Below are 26,845 nucleotides of genomic sequence, written 5' to 3'. Positions count from 1 at the left end.
AATTATTTATTTTAATACATTAAGGAATGTAAACAAAGATGTGTCTTTAGATTTTCCGATACCGCTGCCGTACTCAATCCAGCCTTTTCTGCCCTGACCGTCGTTGTCGTTAACAAGCATTGAAAAGCCGATTTTTGAAAGGGTGTCAAAATCTATGCTGTTTGCGGTAATTTCTTTCCACGGTACACTCACCTCATAATATGAGTGCGTGCCCTCGCGCCTGAACGCAACCTCGGCGCTCTCAACTTTTCCCGTCGGGAAAGCGTTGCCCTCCGACGCGTGACGCCAAACTATCGCACCGTCGGGAGTATCCGAAAACGAAATTTCGGTAAATGTTCCGCCCACAAACACGTCGTGCTCTCTTTGTGCAAACGTTATGCCGAACTGCACCGAGTCGTTTTTCCAAATCGTTGAGTCTTTGTCGCTTGCCGAGTGTATGTCGTCGGTAACATCAAGATACAAATACAAATTATCTTCGTCGTACGAAATAATCGTTTTTGCGCTCAAATCGTTTACGCCGTTCCACACATATCCAGCCGAAAGATAAACCTGTTCAAGCGAATCGGAATAAAGATATGTCGCCGTGTCCCACTCGCCGTTTTCCAAAACCGCGTCGATTTTCGGTTTTGTTTTGGTATACCGCGCGACGGTGAAATCCACCTTCTGCGAAAAATCGTACCGCGCGCCGGAGTCAAGATAAACCGTATATTTTATGGGATAAACCGCAAGCTGCGGAATACGTCCTGTTGTAAATCTCACACTGCCGAGGCTGTTTTCGGGGATTGTGTCAAATTTCACTTCGCCCACACTGCCGGCAATTTCTTTCGGCTCGGTAATTTTAATTTTTCCGCTTATCGGCGAGCCTATCGAGTTATTTTTGATATTTATGCTCAAATCCCACCGTGTAACGCTTCCTGCCGACGGCGACGCGGTAACGCTTGCCTCGATTGCCTCTTTCGTTTCAATGGGAAATTCATATACAAACGCTTGTTTTTCGCCGTCGTAAACGTGAAGTTTCGCGCTTGTGACAATGCCGTTTTCGCTCGGGAGCCTGAATTTGAATTTTGCATTTTCGTCCAAAGCGCCCGTTTTGTTTATAACTTCAAAATTTTTCGGTGTTTCAATTTCACAGGTAAGTCCGCTTATTTTTACATTTTTCGGAACAACCGAAAGCAAGCTTCCCTCCGACACCGAAAACGAATTTTCCGCAAATCCGACAGGGTTTTCGCAAATTTCAACGTCCGCAATATCGCCCTCGATATACTGAACCAAATCGTTTATCATCAGCGAATAAACGCCGTCCTTGCCGTAAATTGTTTCTTCGTTTCCGAAAATGTCAATGAGTTTAAGCGACGGCGCGCTTGATTTAAACGAAAATACCTTTGTTTCGCCGTTGTTAGTCCAAACGGGCATTGCCAGACCGTTATCCGCCGGACGTTTGAAGATGTAGGCAAATGTGCCGTTGTCCTCGCTGATTATCTTGTGAATTTTCGCGTTCATCAAAACTTTGTTCATATTTGCGTCCACGATAAAATTCTCTCTCGCCGCGTAGTTTACCTTTGCCGCGTCGGGAATTGACGTTTCCACGTGACCGAAATTCGACTCCGCGTGAGCGTCGTTCGAGCCGTCGCGCGCGAAATCGTAAAACGCAAATGCACCGGTAAGACCTTTCGCGTTGTAGGCAATGTATTCTCTAACGTTGACAGTCGCCTGTCTAAGCGTTGTCGGCGCCTTGGAGCTGAACGAATAATAGCCAAGCTCGGAATAGTTTACCGTCGGCTCTCTGCCGTCTGCATATTTTGTATAAATATCCTTATACTTCTGCGTTTCTTCAAGCCTGCTCACCTCGGGGAGCGCTTCGTGCGAATACGGGTGAACCGTTATCGCGTCGGCATAGTCCGCAATGCCGGGAGTTTTCATAACCGTTTCAAAGTAGTCAAACGTTGTCGACGCCTTCATATTGGTGATACTCATAATGCCGACACTGCCCTTTTGGTCGTATTTTCTTATAGCTTTTGCAACCTCCAGCGCAAATTTGCCGTATTGCTCGGCGGTTGCGTTGGCTTTGTTGAACGAAGGTATGTTCGGCTCGTTCCATATTTCGTAAGAATGGATATACACATTCTGTTTTAAAAGCTCCTGAATTAAAAATTCGGTGTAGCCGGCAAAGCCTTTAATCGCCTCATCTTTTGTGGGGATTGTCTGTGTGTGCGTGCCCTCATATTTTGTGTTTCCGTATGTCAGAAGAAGTTCAAGACCAATGCCCGAACCGTTTAACACGTCAATAATGTTCTGATATTTTTTCGGGAAAACGTATGTAAACTTGGGTGCGCTCGCAACGTCTATTTCATGCCACTGGAGCGAGTTTCGCACAAATCCCGCGTTGGATTTCTGAATAACGTCAATACCCTCCCGCGCGTCGTAGCCGTCCCAGGTAAAATGCACGTTGTAACCGAACAAATCGTTTTTCGAGCCGTCGAGAGTGTTGTTTATGTAAGAAAACGGGTAACTGTCGCTGTACGAAAATCCGTCGCCCGAAAGGCTCACATCAAAGTCGTAAACACCGTATTTTTCCGCCTCGGCGGTAACCGAAAGCGTTTTTTGCTCCTTTGCGCCGAGCGACACTTTATCTTCGCTCTGCCAAATAACCGCCCTTGACGCGTCGTATGCTCTGTACGTTACGTCAAAATCTTTCTGCACCTCGGAATAGTTTTCAAAAGTAACGTCAAACTTTTTCTCCTGACCGTTTCCGAATATGTTTCCGAGTTCGCTTGTTTTAACCTTTGTCACGCGCACGGGATTTTTCGCCTTGTGCTTATAAACTCTCACACCGCCGATTATAACGTTGCCCGACGAAAATCTTATGCTTTTGGAGCGCACCGAAACGGTAAAATCGTATCCGCCCTTTATGCGGTTTATAAACGCCGCGTCGTCAATGACAAAAGTCGCCGTCGTCCATTTCTGGCTCGTGGAAAGATACACGCATTTCGTTTCTTTGGCTGCGCTTTCAAGCGAATCGTATATAATGTTGAAAACCGACTTATCCGCATCGAGATAATCAACCTCAATGGTGTAGCTTGTGCCGTCGGTGTTGCCGTATGCAAAGCTGTCACTCAAATTTATGTTTATGTCCGAACCCGTTGTTGACGCCGACTGCAAAAGCCAGCCTTTCCGTCCTCCGCGGTCGTTGACCGTTATATTGGCTGACGAACCCATCACCGCCTCGGCAATACCTCCGCTTTTGGCAAGACCGTCGGTGAAGGTCGCCTCGGCAACGTCGGACACTATTTTATTTTCGGCAAAAACCGGGCACGAAAGCAAAAGGCACAACGCCGAAGTTATCGAAATAATTCTTTTTATAAGCATTTTTGCCCTCCGTTTCATTATTCTTTGACACCGCCGACATTCTGTCCGCCGAGAATGTATTTCTGGAAGATAATATACATCACCACGGGCGGAAGCATACCGAAGATAAGCGCGAGCATATACTGGTCAAGCTGATACTGCGTTTTCATTCTGTATAATTTAACCGTCACGGGCATATAGTTTTCGTCCTTGATAATGAGCATCGGCCACAAAAAGTTGCTCCACGAGCTTACAACAATTCTTATTACCGTTACCATTATGATTGGCGCGGAAAGCGGAAGAAGAATGTCTTTAAACGTTTTAAAATCACTGCACCCGTCAATTCGCGCCGCCTCGATAAGCGAAATTGAAATCGCGTCAAAATTGTTTTTAAAAAGAAGTGTTGTAAAAATGTTTGCGCCTGCCGCAAGCCAGAACGGGAAATATGTTCCTATAAGGCTGACGTGAATAATGGGCAAATCGTTGAAAACCATAAAAAGCGGAACAGTTCTTATTGAAGCCGGCATCATCATAGTCCACAAAAGCAGGCTCATAACAAGTTTTGAACCTCTCGGACGCAGACGCGATATAACATATCCGCCGAGCGCCGGGAAGATTACGCCGAATATCACCTCGCCTATGCAGATAACCGTCGACACGATGTAGCTGTTGCCGAGTTTTAACAGTTTCCACACTTCAACAAGTTTTGAAAGACGTATTTCTTTGGGGAAAATATCGGGCGGGATTTGGTAAATTTCCTTTACCGACTTAAAACCCGACAAAAGCACCCATACCGACGGAACAATGCTTATGAGCGAAATAAATATAAGCGTTGCCACAATGCACCAGTAAAGCACCTTGCAGCGCGTTTTCTTAATTTCAAGAGCGCCGATAATTCCTGTTGTTTTGTTGTCAAATGCTTTCATTATATTACCGACCTCCTTAATTGTTGGCTTCGATTTTCCTGTTAAGCTTGAAATAGAAAATCGTCATAATAATAAGTATAACAAAAACAATGTTTCCGATTGCCATAGCAGGGCCGACTCTGAAGTTTTCAAAACCCTGTTTGTACGACCAGTAAACCAGCGAAATGGACGCATTGTTCGGTCCTCCGCCCGTCATAGCCATAGGCTGTTCCATTATCTGGAATATGCTTATAATCTGGTTTATCAGCATAAGGAGCATAGTTCCCGAAATCTGCGGAATTGTTATCGACCACAAACGTCTGAAAATACCTGCGCCGTCAATGGTTGCCGCCTCGTAAAGGTCGCGGTTTACGCCCTGCAAAGTTGCGTAATACATAAGCATACTTCCGGGCATACCCTTCCAGGTTATCGCAATGATGATAAGCGGAATGGTGAGCGCCTCGTTCTGGAGCCATTCAAGCGGTCCCATACCGAAGAACGACAAAATCATATTGAGCATACCGCCCTCGTCGGGGAAGTACATAAGATACCACATAAGGGATACCGCAACGCCGGGAAGAACGTGCGGAAAATAAATAAGCGTTTTAAATCCCGATTTAAAATGCACCGTTTCGTTGAGCATAAGCGCCACAACAAGCGGTGATATGTAGCCGATTACAAGCGACCAAAAAACGTATTTTAAAGTGTTTATAAGAATTTTTACAAACATCGTGTTCGTAAGCACGTTTTTGTAGTTTTTAAGTCCGACGAATGCAGTCGGGGTGTAGCCCTGCATATCGCACATTGACCAGAAAAAACTCATAATCTGCGGATACCATACAAGAAGTACCACAAGGAAAAGGAGAGGCGCTATAAGGAGCCACGCCTCCGCCTCTTTTCCTGCAAAAAGTCTGTTTTTCTTTATTGCACCCGTTTTTTCTTTTTTGCCGATTTTCACATTATATCAACCTTTCGTTGTTGGGAATAAGAATGTCGGCCAAACCCTTTTGCGGTTTGATTTTCCCATTCCTTAAATATCATTCTGCACTGTCAAGAAAGTTGGTCTGGAAGTCTTTCGCCGCGTTTGCAATAAGTGCCGCACAGTCTGCGTTCTGGTCGGTAAGCACCGCCTGAATACAAGAGTCAAGCACGCCGTAAAGGTCCTGACAGCAAACAGGCTCTTCGGGTTTAACGGTAATTCCGTCAAAGTTTTCGTACTGCGAAAGATGTCCTTCTTTAACGTTCATATTTTCTTTGCGGAGCTGGCGTCCGAAAACGTTGATTTCCGCGTCGTCCGACCACGGGGAGAAAAGTTTCTGACCTACTATGTAGTTTTCTTTAAGCTTGGACTGTATGCTCTCCTCCATCGACTTTTTCGCCGCGTCGGTAAGGAACGGCGTGGTGCTTACATATTCAAACCATTTGAATGCCGCGTCTTTCTGTGCCTCGGTGGAGTTTGCCGAAAGCGCCTTTGCCGAACCGCCCATAAGCGTAACGTGCGCCTTCTTGCCGGCAGGAATTGCACCGATTGCAATGTCGTCTTTGTTCATACCGTAGTTGGAAATAAGCGTGTCGGACGGCTTGCTTGCAAGATAAAACGCGCCCTGGTCGGTTGCGTAAAGTTTCTGCGCCTCTGCCATATCAACAAGTGCGTTTGAGCTTAACGCGTTGTATTTCCATTTCATATCTTTAATCCACTGCAAAACTTCAACACATTCGGGAGTGTTAAATGTTGCAGTCCATTTGCCGTCTTTCTTTTCCATAAAGTTTACGCCGTTCGCCCACGCAATGATGGTGAAATGCCATCCGCCGTTGTTGCCCGTTGTCGGCATAATAAAGCCTGCCTTGCCGGTTTTCTGTGCGATTGTTTTCGCAAATTCGGTAAGCTCGTCGTAAGTTTTCGGGAAAATCGGGTTGTCGTCGCCGTCAACATATCCTGCCTGACGAAGAAGATTCATATTTGCCAAAAGTCCCATAGCGTATGTTTCGGCAGGGATAACGTAAAACTTGCCGTCGCGTTTAACCATATCCTCAATAAGCGGATTAACCTTGTCGGCATAGCCGTATTCTTTCATCTGTTTTGTAACGTCCGCCGCATAGCCTGCGTCAACAATTCTGTTAAGCTCGGTGAAATATATGCCGTAAACGTTGGGGAGCTGACCCGACGCCGCCTTGGGGAGAAAAGTTTCCACAGTAAACGTCCAGTTGTCGGGAGTGATTTCAATTTCGTTTCCGTATTTTTCGTTAAAGCGTTTTAAAGCGTTGTTCATAGAATCGAGAGCCGGACCCTCTTTTGTGGGCCAGCCGCCGACAGAAAGTTTAACCTTGCCGTCCGCAGTTTTGTCGTTCGTCTTGGTTCCGCAGCCCGAAAGCATAATCACCGCGCCGAGGGCTATACAGGTCATTCTGAATATTTTTTTCATTTCGTTTCCCTTCCTTTTTTATAAAATTTTCGTTTTTCTTTCATCGTAATTTCATTATATAATGTAATTTTTTATTTTCAAGGTGACATTTAAGACTAAATCAGATACAAAACAGACATCATTTGAAAAACATTGTATTTTTTTTCCTCCGTTTCAGAAATATATGAAATTAAGCAAATATTTCCTAAAAATTCGCTTTTGACGGTCATAAACCCAACGGGACGATGCCTACATCGTCCCGCCCCAGCAAACGAAACACCCCCAAACCTATAAACAAGGCTCGGGGGTGTGATTTAAAAATCAAATTCTCATCAATTCTGCAATGCCTGTCACTCCGCGCTAAAATACGGCGGCTGCATATTTTCGTTCAAAACATTGTTTTTGTCGGTGTCGAGCACGCCCGAAAGGCTTGCAATCGGAACATTCACCGCAAAATAAATCTTATTTCCGGCGCAATAATTGCCGTTTAAAATTCTTCCCTCAAAATCGTAAATCTTGCCGTTTTTCACAAACGAAAGATTTTCGGGAATGTTAAATCCCTTTGAATTTCCGCTCCAGAACGCAACCATCGCGCTGTCACCGTTTTTAAAGCTCACCGCGCGGACGTTATCAAATCTGTCCTCGCCGATATACTCAAAATCCTTGTCAATCAGCCTGAACATATTAAACGCGGTCAGCGCCGAAAGCTTGGGTTCAATATTCGGATAACTTCTGAAAAGCCCGTACGGCGCGGTTTTTCCGCCGTTTTGATTTACAAAAACGCGGTACTCGTCGCCAACAATATCAAGCAGTGAAAACGCGGTGATAATGTCCGCACCTGCCTTGAAATTCTGAAGATACGACACCGCAAACGCCCTCGCGCCGTCGTATTTGTCGGTCAAAACTCCGCTTTTATAGTAATTTGCAAAATATCCCTCGCTGTTCCACCACTTTTTAGGTGCAAGTCCGTGCGCGCCCGCAATCTCATTGTTCAGCTTGGTGTTTACGTTATACGTCCCGTGAAAAGCCATTACGTCGTAATAGTTATAAATATCCGCGTCGTCCAAAAGATTGTCGTAAAAAGAGTAGTACAAACTGTGATTTGCCATTCCGCCGAGCGAAACGACAATATTTTCGTCCGCCGATTTTATGCTGGTGTACGCGGTTTTGAGCATCTTTGAAAAATTTTCGGTGCCGTCCGCCCAAAACGCAGTATTGCCCGACTGCGGTTCGTTCCAAAACTCTATAATGTCGGTATCCTTTCCATAACGCTCAACAAACGCGGTGAGAAATTCGTCAAGATATTCCTGTTTTTCGGGCGCAAAATTGTTGTAGCGTATGCTCCCTGCAATGGTGTAATCGGTCTTGTTTCGGTTTTCCGCCTTAACCGCCCAGCGCGGTGTGCCGTAAATGTTCGCCGCAATTTTGCGGTATCCGCTGTTTTTCACGTTTTGATACTGCTTGTCGATGTTCGTCCAGTCAAACGTACCCGGTGCGGTGTGCGCGCCCTTCACCGTCGCACTGTCGCCCCACCTTATCCAGTGTATGCGCGCGCCGTAAAATCCCAAAAGCACGCCTGCCTCCAAGTCGTCGCTGTCGGTCGAATGTGATGATACAAAAAGTTTTTGATTGCGTTCGTCAAAATCCTTTGCCATACCGTCGGTCACCGCAAAACTGCGGCGCGAAAGTTCAAAATCGCCCGAAATACCGTCGTAAACCTTGTTGTAATAGCTCACAATCGGCACCTTTGCGCCGTCACTGCGCACGGCGAAAAACTGCACCTCGTAATATCCCGGTTTGTCGGGCGTATAAACAAATCCGCTGTTTGAAAACGTGTATGCCGACACGGTTTTTCTGAAAATTTCCGCACCGTCGGAATAAATAACTCCCTCGATTTTGTCCGTTCCCGAAAGGCCGGCGTCGGTCGTATAAATAACGTTTTCGCCGAGCGTGTACCACGAAAATTTGTCGTTCGCGGTGACATTTATCTTGTACGCGTCGGATATGTAATCGGTAAATTTCATCCTTGCGTTGTCAACGTAAATTCCGCCCGACACGCTCTCCGCCGACGCGTCCCTGCGCGTGTAAATCAGCACACGGAAAGAGGTGTTTCCGTTTTCCTCAACAGCGTCTTTCGCAAAATTCGCCGTGACGTGCATCCATTTTCCGTTTTGCGCCATTGTGTCAACCGTGCCCGAAATCATCTTCGCAAAGGTGTTTCCCTTTCGCATCATCAGCGCAATTCCGACATTGTTGCCGGCGTAATTTTCGCCGTAAACTTCGACGCTCACGATGTAGCCCGTGCCGTTTTTGTCAATGTTTATAACGTCGCTCTGCACACCTGCATACGACTTTTCAACCGCGCCGAGATATACGCTTTTCTCGGTATTTCCGAATTCCGAAAACGCAAAATTTCCCTTGTTCGAGCTTGTTCCCCAGTCGAAAAAGCTCCAGCCCTCGGGGATTTTCTGCCAGGTGAGTTTTCCCGAAAAATCGTCCGAAATGATGTATTTTTCAAAATATTCTTTGTATTCCTCCGCCGTTTCCTCGTTTGTTCTGTCATTTGCCGACATAACAAAAACGCCGTTTTTGTCAAAATAATGCGCAAGTCCGAGCGCGTCCGCCAATTTTTCGAGCGATACAAGCAACGCGCCGTCCGCGGAAACAAAATCGCCGTCGGACAACTCGAATTTTTCACCGTTTATGCTTAAAAATCTGCCGTCTTTAACGTCAATTCCGAAGTTTTTCCGAAGCACAAAATCCGCAAGATAAATTTTTGAATTTGCATAAAACGGCACAAATCCGTCCTCGAAATTTTTCTCATTCTCACCGCAGAAATACTTTTCGCTCCCCACCGAAAACGCGTAAAATCCGTCGTTTTTGAAAACGCAAAAACTCTCGTCGGCAAACGGCGCGCGGTATTTTCCGTCATATTCGATAAAAACGTTTAATTCGTATGCACCCTGCGAAAACGAGGTCAAATCAAGCTTTATGCCCTCGCCCTCTGCACTGCTTCGCGATACTTTTTTATTTATAATTTCCACTCCGTCTTTTTTCACCGTGTAAAAATATCCGCTCACCTTGCTCTGAAGCGGTTTTCCGGCGGTGAAAACATACCTGTTTCCGCTTTGCGAAACCGTGTAATTTTTCAAAAATACAATGTCCGACAAAAATATTCCCTCTGCGGTTTTTATATCTTTCACCGCCTCGGGCGTAAGATGCCCCGACCACAAAAACGCGCGGTATTCGCAGTCTTTGCTATAGTCAAGATACACTCGCTGAAGCGACGCTTTGTCAAAATTTTTCACCGAAACGTCCGAAACACTGCCGTCACTTGAATATTTTGCAAGCACAAGCGACTTTTCGCCGTCATTTTCCGTAACACACTCTGCTGCAGCAAACGCGCCGTTTCTGTATAAAACGGGGTTTGAACCTACGGCAAAAACATTGTGCAAAACCGTAAAACCGTCAATGTAAAAATCGCTTTCCGACACAAATCTTACCGATTTTATAACGTCATTATCCGCAATGTTAAAGCTTTTCACGCCGAATTTTTCAATGCCGATGTAAAACTTTTTTGCGTCCAAATCAGCTGAAATTCCGAATTTGTAATGCTTGCCCGAAAGGATTTTGAAAACCTCGTCATCACCGCATTTAACCGAAATTTCGCCGTTATTCTCATAAAAATCAAAAACTTTTGCGCCGTTTTCAAGATTTACGGTTATATTCGTTCCGACCGCCGTGCCGGGGATAAAAATATCAAACACCGCGGATGATTTCGCGTGCGAAATATCGGACGGAAAATCAAATACCGTGTCGGAAACTTTTAAAACTCTGCCGTCCGCGCCGAAAATTCCGTCCTTAAATTCAAAGCTTCCCGTAAAATCGGAAAGCTCTGAAATTTCGTCAAAATTTATGCTTTTGTAAACGTCGGACAGTGAAAAAATCTTGTCAAATCCGCCGTCCCCGGCAAGCGCCGAAACCGACAGAATAACGGTAAACATCAAAAGAAAAATTAACGTTTTTTTCACTTTTTCACCTCTTAATACGGCAAAAAGTCAAACAAATTATTCCATACAAAAACCTTTGCCGTGTACGGTTTTTTGTATTTTGCAGCCGAGAGATTTATGGTCTTTTTCTCGCCGCCCTGTGAGAAAACCGGCACCCTGTCCGCAGGCGTTGAGGACAATGTGCGCGTATGGTTTTCAAATCCCGCGGTTTTAACGTCAAAACCGACAAGACGGTTTGTTTCGTTATCATACACCGCGAGCACCGCCGTCGGCGATACCTCGGGCGCATTGTCACCATGACCTAAGTCGTTGTAAATGTAGTTTTTAACGTCAACGCTTGCGGTTATTTCGTCGCCCGAGTCGTCAATAACAGGCTCGGAAACCGAGAAAGCCTCTTTTGTAACCTTAACGTTGTCGATGTAATAATCACGGCACCAGCCTATGGAAATATCAAAATTCGTAAGCGCGTAACCGCATTTGTTCAAAAACGGAATTTCACCGCTGTTGCCGTATTCGGTACCGTCAGTGTCAAAGCACTGATAAACCGCCGTCTGCTTTTCAACGTCTATTGAAATGCGCAGTTTATACCATTTATTTGTATCTTCAAGTTTCGGAAAACCCTTAAACGTGTCTTTTCCGCCGTTCTTAAAACAATACGACGGATACCATGACATAGCGGTTTTGTCCCACGAATCTACCGACATTTTTGCAATGTCAACCATTTTGTTATTCTCGGTGTCCCAGCCCCAAACGCTCAAAAGACCGTTTTTGTTGTTTGAATTTGCAAAAGAATCGCTCCATTCGCCGGGCTGAAGCTTGATGTCAAGCTCATACACCGCGGTTTTGAAAATCGCACCGCCGTTTGAGTGCGACGCAGTTTTGTTTGAGCTTATGTTGTTCGAGTTAAAATAAACCGTCCCCTGACGAGTCGCGGTGTTTGCGCTCTGGTGGAAATAAAGGTAGTAATCGTCCTCCGCGCCCGAAACGCTGTCATAGATAACCTCGCCCGTTTCGGGGTCGGTGCCTGAATTTTTTATGTACGCAGTCGTACCGCTCATTCGCATAACGTTGCAGTATGTGGAAATCCACGCGCTTTTGTAGTTTACGGTGCAAGCCTCGTCTGTAAGCAGGCTTGACGGCGCAAATTCAAGCGACGTCGACCACGGCGACATTATGCTTACGGGCAAAAAGTCTTTTGCGTAAGCATTTGCCGTCAAAACCGAAATTATGATAAATAATGATAAAACAATTTTCTTGATGTTTTTCACTTTATTCCTCCGAAGATATTAGTTCGACGAACCTTTTAAATCATCGCCGACGGTATACGGGAACATATCCGTCATATTGTTCCAGACAAAAACTTTTGCGTTTATCACATCAGCTGTCTTGGGTAATGTCACGGTAACGTCTTTGTAGTCTAAATCTTTTGTGAAAAATGCCTGTCTTTCCGTATCGGTCAAACCTGATGCAAGTTCGTGACCCGTAAATTCAACGTCCGCAAAGCCGGCGTTTATAAGCGCATTGTTTTCGCCGTATGCTGCAAGTATAACTTTAGGTGATTTTGCCGCAATAGCCGTACCGACGTTTGCATTTGCATAAACGTCATTTGCGATTTTAACCGTTGCGGTAATATTGGTGTCATCTGCGGTTATGTTCTTCTCGCCGATTGCAAATATTTCTTTTGTAACAGATACGTTATCGATAGATGTGTCACACCAAGCCGAGCCTGTAACTCTCATAGTCGTTAAGACAGGAGCGTCCGCCAAATCTGCTTTTTCAAGTCCCCAGTCTTTGCTTCCGTTAAGTTTCAGCGTTCCGTCGTCATTGTACTGATACAATTCATATCTTACATTATTTTTGCCGACTTCATAAGTTACCTTCAAATGGCACCATTTATCCTTAACTATAGTTGCTCCCAAAGACTCATAACCCGGTTCAGCATTGCCCGTTTTTGAATTTACTCTGTTCGGGTTGTATGCCTGAAAATAATAAGACCCCGTATCGCCGTGCTGCATTTTTACCTTAATAAATTCGGTACGCGCGTTGTTTGACAAAGCAAAAATATCTACAACCCCAACTCCGCTGTAATCTGATTTTGTAATATTGTTCAGTCTTAAGTCAAGTTCATATGTAACCTTTCCGTGACAAATACCGCCGTTAATTCCTGTAAATTTGCTCGGGCTTTCTGCAATATTGTGGAAGAAATATCCGGGTCTGCCGGCAACACTTCTGTTGTTATCAAAATACAAATACTTGTTTCCTTCGGTTTTTGTAACATTGTCATAAACAGGTTTGCCGTCAGCATCTGCAGACGAATGATCCTGAACCACCGCTCTGCAATCTTTAACTATGCCGTAAACGGTAGAATACACCGACATATAATCATATTGTTCATCGGCTGTCAGACCGCTATCTTTGGGATAAACGTCGGTTTTCGAGGTGTTATTGGTATAATCAAACGTCACTGTGTCAAAATTAAATGTACTGTTCCAAGGAGTAATAAAACCGTCTGCCGCGAAAGAAACAACCGGCAAAACGAGCATTATACCGCAAACTGCAAGTGCGGTAAGTTTTTTAAACATTTCTTTTTTCATTATTTTTCCTCCTCAAATAATTTATGCTTATTTCATTATGCTTTATAAATTAAGAATAACATTAAGCGCAGGTTTTGCAAAGGGTGAACTTTTGTCACCCTTTGCGCATAAAATCTAATCGGCAAGCGCGCCGTAAAGCGTCGGGTCTTTTTTGTTTCCGATACCGCTCGACCATTCAAGATAACCCAGTCTGCCCTCGCCGTCGTTGTTGTTTACAAGCAGTGAGAAACGTATGCAGTCGTACGGATTGGGATAACTCATCGGATACATCTCGCTTATCGGCACAAAAACTTTATAAAGCTTGCCGTTTTCGGTGTCCGAAATGTTTACGCAACCCTCAATAGGTATGCCCTTTTTGGTGTAATCGGTGATAAGCTCCGGTCCGAAATCGGGCGTTGTCGATTTTATAAAATACGTTCCGCCCGCGGTTTTTGCGGCGGCACATTCCATTCGGTCGTCCGCACTGCCTACCCCGACGGTGTCAAACGCAAACTGTATGCCGTCGTAATTCCAGTACGACTGCATTATGCCGTCAAGGTCATTTTCACAAAATGCCTTATCCGCAACGTCAACCATAAGATAAAATCCCTTGTCGGTGTACGACGCGGCAAATTTTGCGTTAAATCCGTCCGCCTTTGCGGTGTTTTTAAACGTTCCTGTGCCGACGTAGTTAAAGCCGTCCTCAATCCAGTTTATGTTATTGTTTACAACTTCAAACGTGTTTTCGTCAAACAGTTTTCCCTGCGTGAACGCGCCTTTTGCAACTTCAAGTTCGTCAAACGGCGTGCGTTTTGCCTCCTCCGCCGTCGCCGCCGTGTAGTAAGGCTTGATATTGTTCGGGTTAAGCACGCTGTTTTCTTTGCTTTCAATTTCCGCAAGCTTATCTTCGTCAACGTCAACAAGCCAGTACAGCTTTTCGCCGTTCAAAAACACGTTGGCGCTCACCGCGTGACCCTCAAAATCCATAATTTTTGTGTTTTCGGTTATCACGGACTTAATTTTTTCGTCCATATATGCCGATTTTGTGTCGGCATTCCACAGTGCAACCGCGGTTTTGCCGCCGTTTTTAAAGCTTAATGCAACAAATGAATTGTCTAACCGATATTCCTTGTCAACGGTGAAATCTTTTCCCATAATGTCAAAGAAAACGTTTAAAATGCCTGCAAGCGGAAGGGGTTCTGTGTGCGTTCCGCAATCGTTTGAAAGTCCCCAGAAGTTGATACTTCCGCCGTTGTTTAATATCGCCGCAGCATATTCGTCCGACACGTCCGACGTTGCGCGGAATTCGTAAATTTCCTTTGCGCCGGCTTTCATATGATAAAAATAGTTCATCAGCGCCGACAGTGCATTGAGCCTGTAGTTTGTATATCCGCCCGTTTCCTTGCTTCTGCCGTCGTTCATCTGCGCAGAATACGTTTCGGAATTTATCCATTCTTTTTTGTCAAGCCCCAGTGTTTCATACGCGTAGTTGTAAACCTTTTGAGGCGGACTGTAGCTTCCGTGGATTGAAAAAATATCGTAATAGCTTTCGCTGTTTGGGTCAATCGACATAAACTTTGTAAGCCAGGTTTCCTGTGTTGTCATAAAACCTGCAAACGCGATTTTTATATCGGTGCCGTTTTCTTTGTTGTATTTTTCAACACAATCGTGCGTTGTTTTGAGCATTTGTATCAGCACCGCGTCGTTATCGTGGTCATACCAGAACGCGGACGCCGAGCCGGGCTCGTTCCAGAATTCTATAACGTCGGTGATTTTGCCGTAACGCTCAAGATACGCGTTGATGTATTCCGCGACGTATTCCTGATTTTGAATACCGTAACCGTTGTATTTCATACCGCCGGCAACCATACCGCCCGTAATGCCCTGAAACTGTGCAGGTAGCGCCCATTTCGGCGAACCGAAAATGTTAACCATAAGCTTCATATCGTTTTTGCTCATCGACTCCGCCATTTTGTCTGTCTGCGTCCAGTCAAACTGCCCTTTTGCTGTGTGCGTGCCCTTTTCAAGCTGGGAGTCGCCCCAGCGGATATAGTGATAGCGAACCGCACTGTAGCCGATTTTGTCGGCAAGACGCATACCTATGTCGGTTGTCGCGTTAATGCCGGGAAAACCGTTTCGCTCGCTTTGCGGTTTTGTTTCCTTTGACGCAACGACAAAACGGTGCTTTGTGATGCCTGCCTCATACACTTTTTCGCTCACCGGCGCGCGCTGAAAATATTCAAATGCCGACTTTGTGCCGTCGGCGCGAACACCGTAAATTTCCGCGGCGAAATTTCCCGAAAATCCGCTTGTGTCAAAGTCAAAACCGTCTTTTTTAAACTTTTTCGCCGAGATTGTGTTTTTGTAAACAATTTCGTCATCAAGGTTGTATATAAGCCCCTCAACCTTTTCAAATCCGTCCAAAACATCTTTGTCCGCGCCGGCCGCGCGATAGTTTACCGTGTCGCCCGTCACATACCACGACAAATCGCTGTTCGGAATAAGCTGCAGTGCGGTGTTTGACGTTGACGGCTCTGCAAACGAAAGACGAACGTTGTCAAAATAAATTCTGCCCGACGCTTTGCTTGTTTCGGTGACGTTTTTCGCGCGCGTGCCTATGCCGAACGAAAACGAATCGGTGGGATTTGCGCGCACAATGTCGTTTCGGTAAACATTTCGGTATATAAATTTAAACGTAATCTCGCACCACTCGCCGGGGATAGGTTCTCTGTCCGCCGACGCGTATGCAAGACGTTTGTATGCGCCGTCTTTTTTCATAGAAAACAGTGCGAACGGCTCGTTGTTTTTGTAGTCCTCGGTGACGTACACATTCGCCGTGACGTCGTATTCAAGGTGCGTTCTCTCCTCATACGGGTCGGGCTGAACGTGCGGAAACATAAATGCCGCCATACTTTTTTGCACCGCGTCTATATATCCGCTTTTTTCGCCCTCGAAAAATATCTTGCCGTCAGTGCCGTTTGAAACGCTGTCCGACCACGTCTGAAATTTTGCCGAGCCGTCCTCAAAGCCGTTTTTGTAAAATCCGTCAAAAAACATTGCCGACGCTTTTTGCAGTGCGGTGTTTTTGTAATCCGCATTTTCAATATCGTATTTTGAAATTACCGTTACTTTCTCAAAACCGTAAACGTAAAATCCCAAAAGACGCGCCGTTTCGCCTATCGGCAAAAGGGTTCTCACACCGTTGAAAACTGCAGGGTGAGTATAGCGCACATTTTTTCCGTTCACATTTGCCAAGTCCTCGCCGATTTTTACAATAACCGTGTTTCCGCCGTTTTTCAGCGTCAGCAAATTGCCCGCTTTTCCATAGGTGTAGCCTATATTCAAAAGCTTTTTAATCTGCGTTACCGACACATAAATTTCACCGTCATCATACTGCGGAGCATATTTTTTGTTTGACAAATCAAAGTAATTTTTTATGCCGTTTGCGTAGTAATACGGCTTTTTTGCACACAGAATAACGGAATTTTTCAAAAATCCGTCCGCGGTGTCATAATCTAAAGCGTTTGCAAAAACGCACTGCGAAAAAAGCATAAGCAAAAGCAGTGCAAATGCGGTAAAACGTTTTGCGTACTTCAAAAAACCACCTCCGATTTATCTTTTAACAATAAACGAATAGGACGGAACCCAGTAAGAATAGCGGATAACCACCGCGTCCGCGTCGTGTCCGAAATTTTTATATCCCTTAACCGTGTCCTGTGCCGTGTTAACGTCCAAAACACCGTATTTTACCGTGCCGTCATTTAATTTTTCAACGGTGTAATTTATGTTGCTTCGGAGCATAAGCACGCTCAAATTATCGGGATTGTCAATGTAGTAGTAAACATACGAAATTCCGCTGTTTTCGTCGGTTTCCACCGAATAAACCGTTCCCGTAACATAGCGCGCGGTTTCAATTCGGTTTACGCTGTAATTCTGACTTCCGATAAACGGAACGCCCTTTTTGAAATTATCATAGCTGAAAACCGCCTCACCTGCCGAAAGAAGTCTGTTTTTGGAGTCAAGGCTTATCGGCACAATATTTCCCTCTTTAATTCCGCTTATCGGGTGAGCCGCGAGGTCGCGCGTGTTAAAGGTAACCTCTTTTCCGCCGTACACCGCGCTCACCTTGTAAATTTCGTCCTCGTCGCTGTTGAGCGTGCGCCTAACCTTTGTGATCAGCGCAAAATTATCCTCATATTCATCCTCGCTCGCACTGCTTTCCGCAACCGCGATAACGCACTGGAGCGTGTCTGTTCCAAGCGAATACAAATCAAGCGCAAGCGCCTTTTCGTTGGGATACGACGTGTGGTAAAACTCGTCGGGGCTCGCCTTTTCGTAGCCTATATGCATAGCGTCTTTCGCGGTGTAATATTTAAGGTCAAATGTATATCCTGCGTTAAAGGTATTCATATTTTTAACAAGCATAGTTCCGTCCGCAGACGAACGGCGCCTTGTGAGAGTTTCACTGCTTTCTTTCGCACCGCGGTAGGGCGTGTCGATTGTCACAACCTCGCCGATTTCGTTCAGCGTGTAGCAAATTGCGGTGGGCGCAAACTCGGTTTTGCCCTGTGAAACGCTCCATTTTTCCAGCGCCTCCTCCGCCTTGTCGCCTTTTAGTCCGCTCTCGCCGTCTACCGTCACTTTTTTTGCCGTTTTAAACGCAACCGTGTCATCAAGCTCGGAGTCGTTCGTGAGTATTTTAAGGGTTAAAATATCCCTGTCTTTAAGGTTTTCGCCCGTGAATTTCTCGGTGAGATAACCCAAAAGTCCGCCCGAATTTTTGGTTGTGCGCATAACGCCGATTTTTCCGAACGCGTTTATATAGCAAATGTATAATCCGTTGAGATTAAGCTTGTTATTATCGTCAAAAACCTGTGTAACCTCGTAGTTTTCGCCGTCAACGGTGACAAAAGTTTTGCCGTTTGCGGTTTCTTTTTCGGTAACCGTTCCGACAATTTTTCTGTCCGAAACGTATGCTTTTGCAAATTTGCCGTTTGCGCTCTGCGCATATGTCAAAACGCACCCCGTCTTTATGCCCTCAACACCGCACTCGCCGTCCGCGTTTTCAATGCTCAAATATCCCGACGTGTCAAGACGCACCTTTTTGTCCGCGTCGTATTTATCGGCGACCGTCACAATGTCACCGCTCACATTCACCGCGCCGACCGCAATGTTTTTGTATGCCTCGATTTTTATAACCGAATAACCCTCGCCGTAATCTGTGAGGCTTACTTTTCCCTCGTTAAAGCTGAAAAGATTTGACGAATACGCACTGCCCGTCACGTTTTCGCCGTTGTAAATTATCACCGTTCCCGTTTTGGTTCTTATGTTTTTCTCTTTTCCGTTTTTGTCGGTGTAATTAAAAACGCTGTTTTTGTAACCGCCGACGTCACACGCGTCGACCTCAATAATTTTTTCGTCATCGGCATAAGCGTAAATAAGCTTTTTTGTGCCGTTTTCGTCTTTGTACGCGCCCTTAATTCTTCTGCACGCAAGGTTAACAAGCGAAATATCGTCAATTTTGTATTCCGTGCCGTCTATAACAACAAAACCGTCCTCGCAGTATGAACCCGTAAGCGACGCATAATGCGTTTTTTCCATAACGCCGTCAACGGTGTAAATGTCAAGATAATGCGCGGCAACCGATTTTCCCTTCTCGGTGCGGTAGTCGATATATCCGCCGTCGGTGCCGTCCGCGGAATAATAGTCCACTTCAAGAAGATTTGTAAGCATAGTCACAAACGCGCCAAAATCAAGATTTTTTCCGCTTACGCCCTTTGTGATTTCTCTGTACTGCGAAAGCGAAACGTAGTTTTTAACCGCCCTCGCCTTGTCGCCGTAACCTGCCGCGTTGACAAACACCTTTGCCGCAAACGCAACGGTTGAAACGGTGTCGGGCGAAAGCGCGTCGCTCTCGTCAATAAGCTTTGTGATGTATGCAAAATTTATAACGTTCAAATGCTCATAGCCCGGCACAATACCGCCGTACGGAAGATTTGCACTGTATGTAAATTCCGCGTTGTAGCCGGTAAGGCGCGACGCGGCATATATCACGTCAATCTGATTTACGTTTTCGTTTTTGCCCAAAATTCCGTCAATAATTCCCATTGCCGAAAGAAGGCGCGCGTCGTTTTGATACTCCTCGCCCTCGGCAAACGCAAAAGACGGAACTGCGGTTAAAACGAGCATAACAGCAAGCAAAACCGACGTTAATTTATTAAAAATTTTCATCTTTCCACCTCCGAAAACGAAAGCAATTTGCGGATTACAACCGCACATTCCGCTCTTGTAAGACTGTTTTTCGGTTTAAAAGTTTTATCTTCGTATCCCGAAAGAAGACCGATTTTCAAAAGGCGCTCAACACTCTTTAACGCATACGGCGAAATGTCCTGTGCGTCGGTTATTTCAGCGGTGTTTTTGATGTCCGCTTTAACGTTTTGACAGTCCAGCGCACGGCAGATGATAACCGCCGAATCCTCGCGCGTGATGTTTTGCCCCGTGCCGAATTTATCCTTTGAAATTCCGCTTATAACAGACGCTCTCACCGCCGCGGCAACAGGCGCATAAAACCAGTCGTCCGCCGAAACGTCGGTAAAACTGCACTCCGCGTCTGCGCCTTTAAGACCGATTGCGCAAGTTACCATTTTCACAAATTCCTCGCGTGTAACATAGTCGGACGGCGCAAATTCCTTTTCGTTTCTGCCCGACACAATGCCTTTTTGATAGAGATAATCAACCGCGTCTTTTGCCCAATCAAATCCCGTCAAATCGGCAAAATCAGCCTTTTTTTCCGTGTCGGGAACAACCGTTTCGGGCACGTTGTCACTCGGAACGGGAGGGAGCGTCGCGCTGATTGAGCTTCCCTTTGACGACGAGCCTTTTGACGAACCTTTAGATGATGAATTGTTATTGTTGTTTTCGTTTTTCTTTTCGTCCTCGCTTTCTTTCTGCTCCGATGCAAGACTTGCAAATTTTTCGCGGAATTTGTCCATATCCTCCGCTGTTTGAACATAGTCAAAAAGCTTTGACAACACCGCATTTTTGTTGTCCAAACCGTTATAGGTTTCAAGACTTTCCTCCGAAAATCCCCAAATGTTGTTTTTGTCCTCAACAATTTCGGAAAGACTTGCAAAATATTCAAAATTTTCGGTGTATGCCTTAAAAACCGCAAAATCGAATTTTGTCCTGAACGCACTGTCCGCCTTTGACGGAATGAGCGGATTTATAATTTCAAGCTGTTTTTCTTCTTTAAGTTTTTTAACAAACACGCTTGAAATTCCATCCGAAAACGACGAATTTTCCTTTGCGTTAACCGCTTTAATGTATTTTAAAACGTCACTGTCCGCGCACGTTTCAAAAACCGCGTCCTCAAGCGCAAGATTTTCAAAAAGCGCGTTAAAATCCTCCGCGTTGTTTACCTCGCCTTTTTCGGTGAGGATTTTTGCAAATTTCAGCTTTTCGTCCTCGCTTATAAGTGAAAAAGCGTCGTAATTTATCGGAATATACGGCGCGTTTTCCTCGATAAACGAAATCACGCCCTCTTCACCGTCTGTGAGCGCGTCGTTGTAATCGAAATAAAGCTTGGTTTCAAAATTAAAGCTTTTGTAAATCTTGTCAAAATACGGATTTGTTATCACAACGGTGTAAACTCCGCTCTTTGACGGAATACGGAACGACGCACTGCCGTAGCCCGAATCGTCCAAATCACCGCCCGTTACAAACACCGTCATATTTTTTATTTCGTCCTGCGATAACGCTGAAATATCGCTTATTTCCGCGTCGGACAAAAGGCACAGAACGGCAAATTTCTTCGCGTCCGCACCCTCGTACGGCACAAAATTTTCGCTGCCGTCTTTAACCATTGTGTATCCGAGATTTGACAGGTCAAAATCAAATGTAAGCGAAACGTTTCCCCTCTCGTTTACACTTAAATCCGCGTCGGCAAAAACGGGCGCGGACAGTGCAAAAACCAAAACCGTCAGTATAATAAACGTAAAAATTCTTTTATTCATATTCTCCCTCTTTCAGCTTTCGGATTTATCCTTTCACCGCACCGCTTGCAATGCCCTTGACAAAATATTTGTTGCCCACAGCGTATGCAAAAAGCACGGGTATGAGCGCAACCGTGGTGCCTGCAAGCATAAGGTTCCAGGACGACGCCGCCTCGCCCGAAGTTTTGAGCGCCATAACGCCGACAATAAGAGTCCTCTGCTCGGGGCGAGTCAGGGTAAACAGCGTCGGCATAAGATATTCGTTCCACGAACCCTGAAACGCAAGTATGCCGATTGTTGCGATTATCGGCTTTAAAAGCGGAAAAATTATATACACAAACGTTCTGAAAAATCCGCAGCCGTCAATCTCGGCAGACTCGTCGAGCGCGGTTGGAAGCGAATTTACAAATCCGCGCACAAGATAAATCTGCACAATGTTTATACCGAAAAATTTCATCACGATAAGTCCCCACAGCGACGACGAAAGATTTATAAGGTTAAGTACGTCAAACAGCGGATAAATCGTGATTGTGCCGATATTTACAAACATCAGCGCCGAAAAAAGCGTGAACAAAACCTTTTTTCCCTTAAATTCACCGCGCGCGAAAACGTATCCGCCCATCGACGCCAAAAATATAACCACCGCAACGCATATTACCGTGTAATAAGTCGAATTTAAAAACATTCTGCCGATGTTGAAATCTTTCGACGAAAACGCGGTTTTGTAGTTGTCAAACGTCGGCTCGACGGGGAAAATATATTCCGGGTGAACCATAATTTCGGAATTGCTCTTAAACGACGAACTTATAACGTATACAACAGGAAACAACGCAATAAGCGCGACGATAAGAAGAAAAATATGTATGAAAAAATTCGGCATCGTCTTTTTTAATTTTAAACTCACGTCATTCCCCTCCTTAATACATATTCTGCATTTTGTTGCTCAATTTTGAATATACAACCGCCGCCGCAGTCATAATCACCGAGGTGACAAGCGACATTGCACAGCCGTAGCCGATATTTACAATACCGGTGGAAAATCCGGGCACAAACTGGCTTACCTGATACGACATCACCGTGTAGGTCGAGCCTGCCGGCGCGCCGTTTGAAAGCGCAAGCACAATTTCATTTGTCTGGAGCGTTCCGTTGAGCGACAAAAGAAGTATCGTCTGAAAAACCGGCGCAATCATAGGGAGCGTCACGCTTGTGAATTTGCGCATCGCGCCCGCGCCGTCAAGTTCCGCCGCCTCATACAGCTCCTCGGGAACGTTTGAAAGCGCCGCGATAAAATACAAAACATTTATTCCGAAGGTAGACCAAATTCCTGCCGTCACCAGCACCGAAAGCGAAGTGAACGTTTCGGAAAACCACGAAATCTCCTGTTTTATAATTCCGAATTTTAACAAAATTGCATTCACAAAGCCGAAATAGTCGAACAAATTTGAAAAAATAAGTCCCACAATGGCAACGCTGACAATGTGCGGTAAAAAGTAAACCGCGCGGTAAAAGCCTTTGAATTTGATGTTTCGGTTTAAAAATATCGCAATAACCAGCGCAAGAATAATTTCAACCGGCATTTTGTAAAGCGCAAATTTAAGCGTTGTGAGCCAGGTGTTCCAATACGTCGGGTCGGAGGTGATTACCCTTTTAAAATTCTCAAGTCCCGCAAAACGGGTGTCGTTCGGAATTGTGTTGTAATAATAAAACGCTTTTTGCGCCGCCCACAGAATGGGATAAAGCGAAAACACGAAAAATCCGATAATCTGGGGCGAAAGCATAAGATACGCCATTCTCCCCTTCGCTTTTTTTCTCGACGCGAAACCGCCGTTATGTACGGCAGGATTTGCATTTTTAACCTTCAAAATCAATCAACCTTCCTGTCTTTTAACGTTGTAATCGGGATTTATCACCGTGCTTGTGTCATAGTCGGGGTGCAAATCTTTGTATTTTTTCGCACCGTCGTTGTAAACCTTGTTTGCGTCGGCAATAAGCGCATCAATGCTCATTTTGCCCGTCCAAACGCTGTTTACAAAGTTGTTTGCAATGGTGGTTTTGCCGTCTGTGTCGGTTTTGATTGTGGGTGAAAGGTCAGTGGAAATTTTTAAAAGCTCACCGAATTCCTTCCAGCCTTTTTTAACGTCCGAACCAAGCTCAATACCGTCTATAACCGAATAATCAAACGGAATCTGCACGCCGCGCTTATAAAGCTCGCGCGCCAAATCGTCACCGACAAACCATTCAAACACCGTCATAATCTTTTCTTTGTCCTTTGTTTCGAGCGACTTTTTGCTTATGCTCGGCGACCAGCTCGGCTGTGTCGGCTGAAGATATTTTTCGTCCGCGGTGTATGTGGGAATGGGCGCAACACCCCAGTCGCATTTTGCCGGGAACTGGTCGTTCAAAACGCCGACGTCCCAAGAATAGCCGATTTTCATACCGATATTGCCCTCTGCGAAACGTGCGCGTGCAGGGTCGTTGTCAATGCCCTCCGCACCGGGATAGTAGCTTTCGTCGCTCTTAATCTGCATAATTGCCTCCAAAAGCGGTTTGTAGCCCGAATAGTCAAACGTGCCGTCTTTGGGATTGTAGCCCGAAAAACCGACCGACGGCATAACAACTCTGTCAACGTCGTAGCCGAACCAAGCCGACCATTTGAGCGGAAGAATAATTCCGTATTCTCTCTTTTTCGCGTCGGTGAGTTTTTTTGCATTCTCAACCATTTCCGCAATGGTTTCGGGGGCTTTCGCCTCGCCCTTTTCGTCTACAATGCCTGCCGATTTAAACATATCTTTGTTGTAAATAAGTCCCATAGTTGTAACCGATACGGGAAGTCTGTAGGTTTTGCCGTTGTATGTATGCCAGCCCTCGGTAAGTCTGCCGTCATATTTTTTAATAAGCTCGTCACCGCCGGGCAAATCCTCGATAGGCGCAATGTAGTCGTTCTGCACACCCTTTTCAAGGTCAACACCGCCGAAAAAGTCGGGCGCCTGATTTGTGGAAAGCGCGATTTCAACTTGTTTTGCAAGGTCGTTTTCCTTTATGATATACTCAAATTCAATGCCTTTTTCCTTGCCGATTGTGCGGTTAAATTCGTTCACCAAATTTTCCATTTCAAGCTTTGAGTGCGAATTTGCCGTCCACATTGTGATTTTTGTTACGTCCGTTTTTGATGTTTCCTTGCTTTTGCAGCCGCTCATACACGAAACCGCGGTAAATCCTGCAAGTATAACCGCCAAAATTCTTTTTTTCATTTTAAAATCCCCCTTTTAATTAAAATCGGCAAAACCGCCTGCCTCAATTTTGATGTTTTCACCGTTTGCAATTACATAAACGTCGGTATCCGACGGATTGTATAAAATATTGTTTTTCATATTAAGCTTTTTCATTGCCGTTGTGTATTCGCATACCTCGGCGGTTGTCGCTTTCCAAACGTCGTTTCTCGCGCCTATGGTTTTGCAGAACGTTTCCATTTCGTCCCAGCCGAACGTTTCGCTTGTGTCAAGGTCGCTCGAATGTCCCCAAGCCGACAAAAGTTTTAAATCTTCACTGTCTTTCAAAAAATCGCCAAGATAGCCGTTAAGCTCGGTAATAAGGCACGTTGTCCTGAAATCGTACCAGTCGGTCGGAATGTCAAAATTCTTGCTTGTCAAAACTGCGCGTGCGTACGAATAATTTTTCTTCACCGCCGACAAAAGCTCGCTGTAGTCACTGCGCGTAATCGGCACGCCGTACGGCCACGCAAAGCCCGTGCACGAACCCGTGCCGAACATACTCTCAACCAGCGTTTTGCCGTTTTCTATGGCGGAAATGCATTCCGCCGTCGTCTTAACCTCCGACGCGTTCGCGCTCATATTTATATGACCGTCCGAATGGCTCGCAACCTCGTGGCCGGCATATCTTTTTGCATAATTTCCGTTTTTGTAGTAGACGTTAAACGTCGCCTTTATGCCGTTTTCATTAAAAATTTCCGCAAGCTTTTCATCTTGAGGCTTGCCGTCGTCAATGCTCAAAACAAGCGCCTTTTTGCAGAAATTCGGGAAAACTGCGGTGTATTCGGTTTTGCCTGTTCCGCCGTAGTATGTTTTTCCTGCGCCGACAACCGTTTCAACTCCGTCCGCATTGATATACAAATCAACGTTTGACGGATTATACACCGCACCGCCGTTGACAACGAGCTTTTCGCTCGCCTTAACGTAGTTGTAAATTTCGGAATTTGTCGCTTTCCAAACGTTGTAGTTTGAAATAAACTCTGCAAAATCTTCTATTAAATAACGGTTGTTGTTGTAATTTTCGTTAAATTCAAAGGTGTGTCCCCAAATGTAGAAAAGTTTCAAATCTTCGCCGTCGCCGTTAACAAAATCGTTCGCATATTTAAACATATCGTCGTGATGGCACGTCGGGTTCCACTCATACCAGTCGCCGGGGAGGTCAAAACTTCCCGTCGATTTCACCGTGCGCGCCCAGTCGTAGTTTTGCTTGACGGTGTTTAAAAGCGTGCTGTAGTCGGCGCGGTCAACGGGCGCGGTGTAGGGCCAGACAAATCCCTGACACTTGCCGAACATTTTTGCAACCGATTTTTTGCCGTCGGTTATAGCCGAAATGCAGTCGTCGGTTGAATACTTTTCGTCGCGCATATCAATGTGCCCGAACGAATGACTCGCCGTTTCGTGGTTTTTGTAAATTTCCTTGTATTCGTCTTTTTCGTCAATAAGATTGAACGTCGATTTTATGCCGTATCGGTCGAAAAGGCTGATAATTCCCGCGTCGGACGACGGGCCGTCATCGTAGCTGAATGTAAGCGCCTTGTTTGTAAATCCGGGGAACTGAACCTTTACGTTTCGGACAATTCCCTTTCTTATTCTGTGCATTTTCATATACGGAACAAGCGTGCCGTTTTGCCAGACGAAAATTTTTGCAGTATCGGTATTTTTGGGAAAAGCAACGCTTCCGTCACCGTCAAAAATATTTGCCGACAAAAGAAGTCCGTCGTCGCCGAAAAACGCAATGTATGCCTGTTTGCCGTTCGTGCCGTCTGTTTTGTAAACGACGTTTGCACCGTCGGAATATGCCGTTACACTGCCGTATTTTTCAGTGACGTACGATTTTTGCAAAAGTCCCGTAACGTCGCGCCCGTTGCAGTTTACGAAAACCTCCAGATTGTCAAAATCGAGATCTTTCCCTGCCGAAAAATTAAAACTGTATTCGCCGTTTGAATTTGCGGTTGTCTGCCCTATGTACGCAAGGTCGGACGGTTTTAGATTTTCGCGTTCGGCGCCGGATTTTATAAGCATCGCGGTGACAAAATCACCGTCGGTGCAGTTATCCGCCGTGCCCGACAAAACAACCGTCCTGTCGGTGTCTTTGTAAGAAATATCCGACGCAAACACGCACGGGAATGTATTTATCAGTAATATGAATGTCAAAAGCAAACAAATTTTTTTCATAAAATCCTCCTTCAGCCTGTTTTATATAATAATGATAGCATTTCGCGCATTTTTTGCAAAGGGTGATATTATCTCACCCTGCCGAACAAAACATTGTGCAAAATTCTTACGATACGACACACGAATTTTGATAAAAAAACGGGGCGATGCGGGCATCGTCCCGTTAAATATTCAA

At 45.3% G+C, this 26,845-nt stretch carries 14 protein-coding genes; all 14 read right to left on the bottom strand.

The genetic code is table 11. From position 1 onward, the window contains the following. Positions 1 to 6: 6 nt before the first annotated feature. Positions 7 to 3,366 carry a sugar-binding protein gene (locus tag H8706_RS04590; RefSeq protein ID WP_262431687.1) on the bottom strand — a complete coding sequence of 1,120 codons (3,360 nt, stop codon included), beginning with the start codon at positions 3,364 to 3,366 and terminating at the stop codon, positions 7 to 9. A gap of 17 nt (positions 3,367 to 3,383) precedes the next feature. Further along, positions 3,384 to 4,271 (bottom strand): carbohydrate ABC transporter permease, encoded by an 888-nt coding sequence (locus H8706_RS04585; protein ID WP_262431686.1) that lies wholly within the window; start codon positions 4,269 to 4,271, stop codon positions 3,384 to 3,386. Between the two features lie 16 nt (positions 4,272 to 4,287). Continuing rightward, positions 4,288 to 5,208: a carbohydrate ABC transporter permease gene (locus H8706_RS04580; RefSeq protein WP_262431685.1), complete on the bottom strand. Its 921-nt coding sequence runs from the start codon at positions 5,206 to 5,208 to the stop codon at positions 4,288 to 4,290. A 79-nt stretch (positions 5,209 to 5,287) separates the two neighbouring features. Then, entirely contained in the window at positions 5,288 to 6,673 is a 1,386-nt protein-coding gene (locus H8706_RS04575; RefSeq protein WP_262431684.1) for an ABC transporter substrate-binding protein, read from the bottom strand. Positions 6,674 to 7,002: 329 nt separating this feature from the next. Continuing rightward, entirely contained in the window at positions 7,003 to 10,683 is a 3,681-nt protein-coding gene (locus H8706_RS04570; protein ID WP_262431683.1) for a hypothetical protein, read from the bottom strand. 11 nt (positions 10,684 to 10,694) lie between these two features. After that, entirely contained in the window at positions 10,695 to 11,930 is a 1,236-nt protein-coding gene (locus H8706_RS04565; RefSeq protein WP_262431682.1) for a hypothetical protein, read from the bottom strand. Positions 11,931 to 11,948: 18 nt separating this feature from the next. Further along, entirely contained in the window at positions 11,949 to 13,256 is a 1,308-nt protein-coding gene (locus tag H8706_RS04560; protein WP_262431681.1) for a hypothetical protein, read from the bottom strand. Positions 13,257 to 13,370: 114 nt separating this feature from the next. Continuing rightward, positions 13,371 to 16,832, bottom strand: coding sequence for a stalk domain-containing protein (locus H8706_RS04555; protein WP_262431680.1), 3,462 nt, complete (start codon positions 16,830 to 16,832; stop codon positions 13,371 to 13,373). A gap of 15 nt (positions 16,833 to 16,847) precedes the next feature. Beyond that, complete coding sequence (locus tag H8706_RS04550; RefSeq protein WP_262431679.1) at positions 16,848 to 19,466, bottom strand: hypothetical protein; 2,619 nt, start codon at positions 19,464 to 19,466, stop codon at positions 16,848 to 16,850. Continuing rightward, positions 19,463 to 21,247 carry an S-layer homology domain-containing protein gene (locus H8706_RS04545; protein ID WP_262431678.1) on the bottom strand — a complete coding sequence of 595 codons (1,785 nt, stop codon included), beginning with the start codon at positions 21,245 to 21,247 and terminating at the stop codon, positions 19,463 to 19,465. The genes H8706_RS04550 and H8706_RS04545 overlap by 4 nt, the downstream gene beginning before the upstream one ends. Before the next feature lie 25 nt (positions 21,248 to 21,272). Continuing rightward, on the bottom strand, positions 21,273 to 22,130 hold the full coding sequence (locus tag H8706_RS04540) for a carbohydrate ABC transporter permease (RefSeq protein WP_178347350.1): 858 nt from the start codon (positions 22,128 to 22,130) through the stop codon (positions 21,273 to 21,275). A 13-nt stretch (positions 22,131 to 22,143) separates the two neighbouring features. After that, positions 22,144 to 23,094 (bottom strand): carbohydrate ABC transporter permease, encoded by a 951-nt coding sequence (locus tag H8706_RS04535; protein WP_262431677.1) that lies wholly within the window; start codon positions 23,092 to 23,094, stop codon positions 22,144 to 22,146. Beyond that, on the bottom strand, positions 23,095 to 24,477 hold the full coding sequence (locus H8706_RS04530) for an ABC transporter substrate-binding protein (RefSeq protein ID WP_262431676.1): 1,383 nt from the start codon (positions 24,475 to 24,477) through the stop codon (positions 23,095 to 23,097). A gap of 15 nt (positions 24,478 to 24,492) precedes the next feature. Beyond that, positions 24,493 to 26,670: a polysaccharide deacetylase family protein gene (locus H8706_RS04525; RefSeq protein ID WP_262431675.1), complete on the bottom strand. Its 2,178-nt coding sequence runs from the start codon at positions 26,668 to 26,670 to the stop codon at positions 24,493 to 24,495. Between the last annotated feature and the right edge of the window lie 175 nt (positions 26,671 to 26,845).

Source organism: Qingrenia yutianensis (assembly GCF_014385105.1).
Taxonomy (GTDB): domain Bacteria; phylum Bacillota; class Clostridia; order UMGS1810; family UMGS1810; genus Qingrenia; species Qingrenia yutianensis.
The sequence above is the reverse complement of the archived record's forward strand: the minus strand, read 5'-3'. Positions and strand labels throughout refer to the sequence as shown.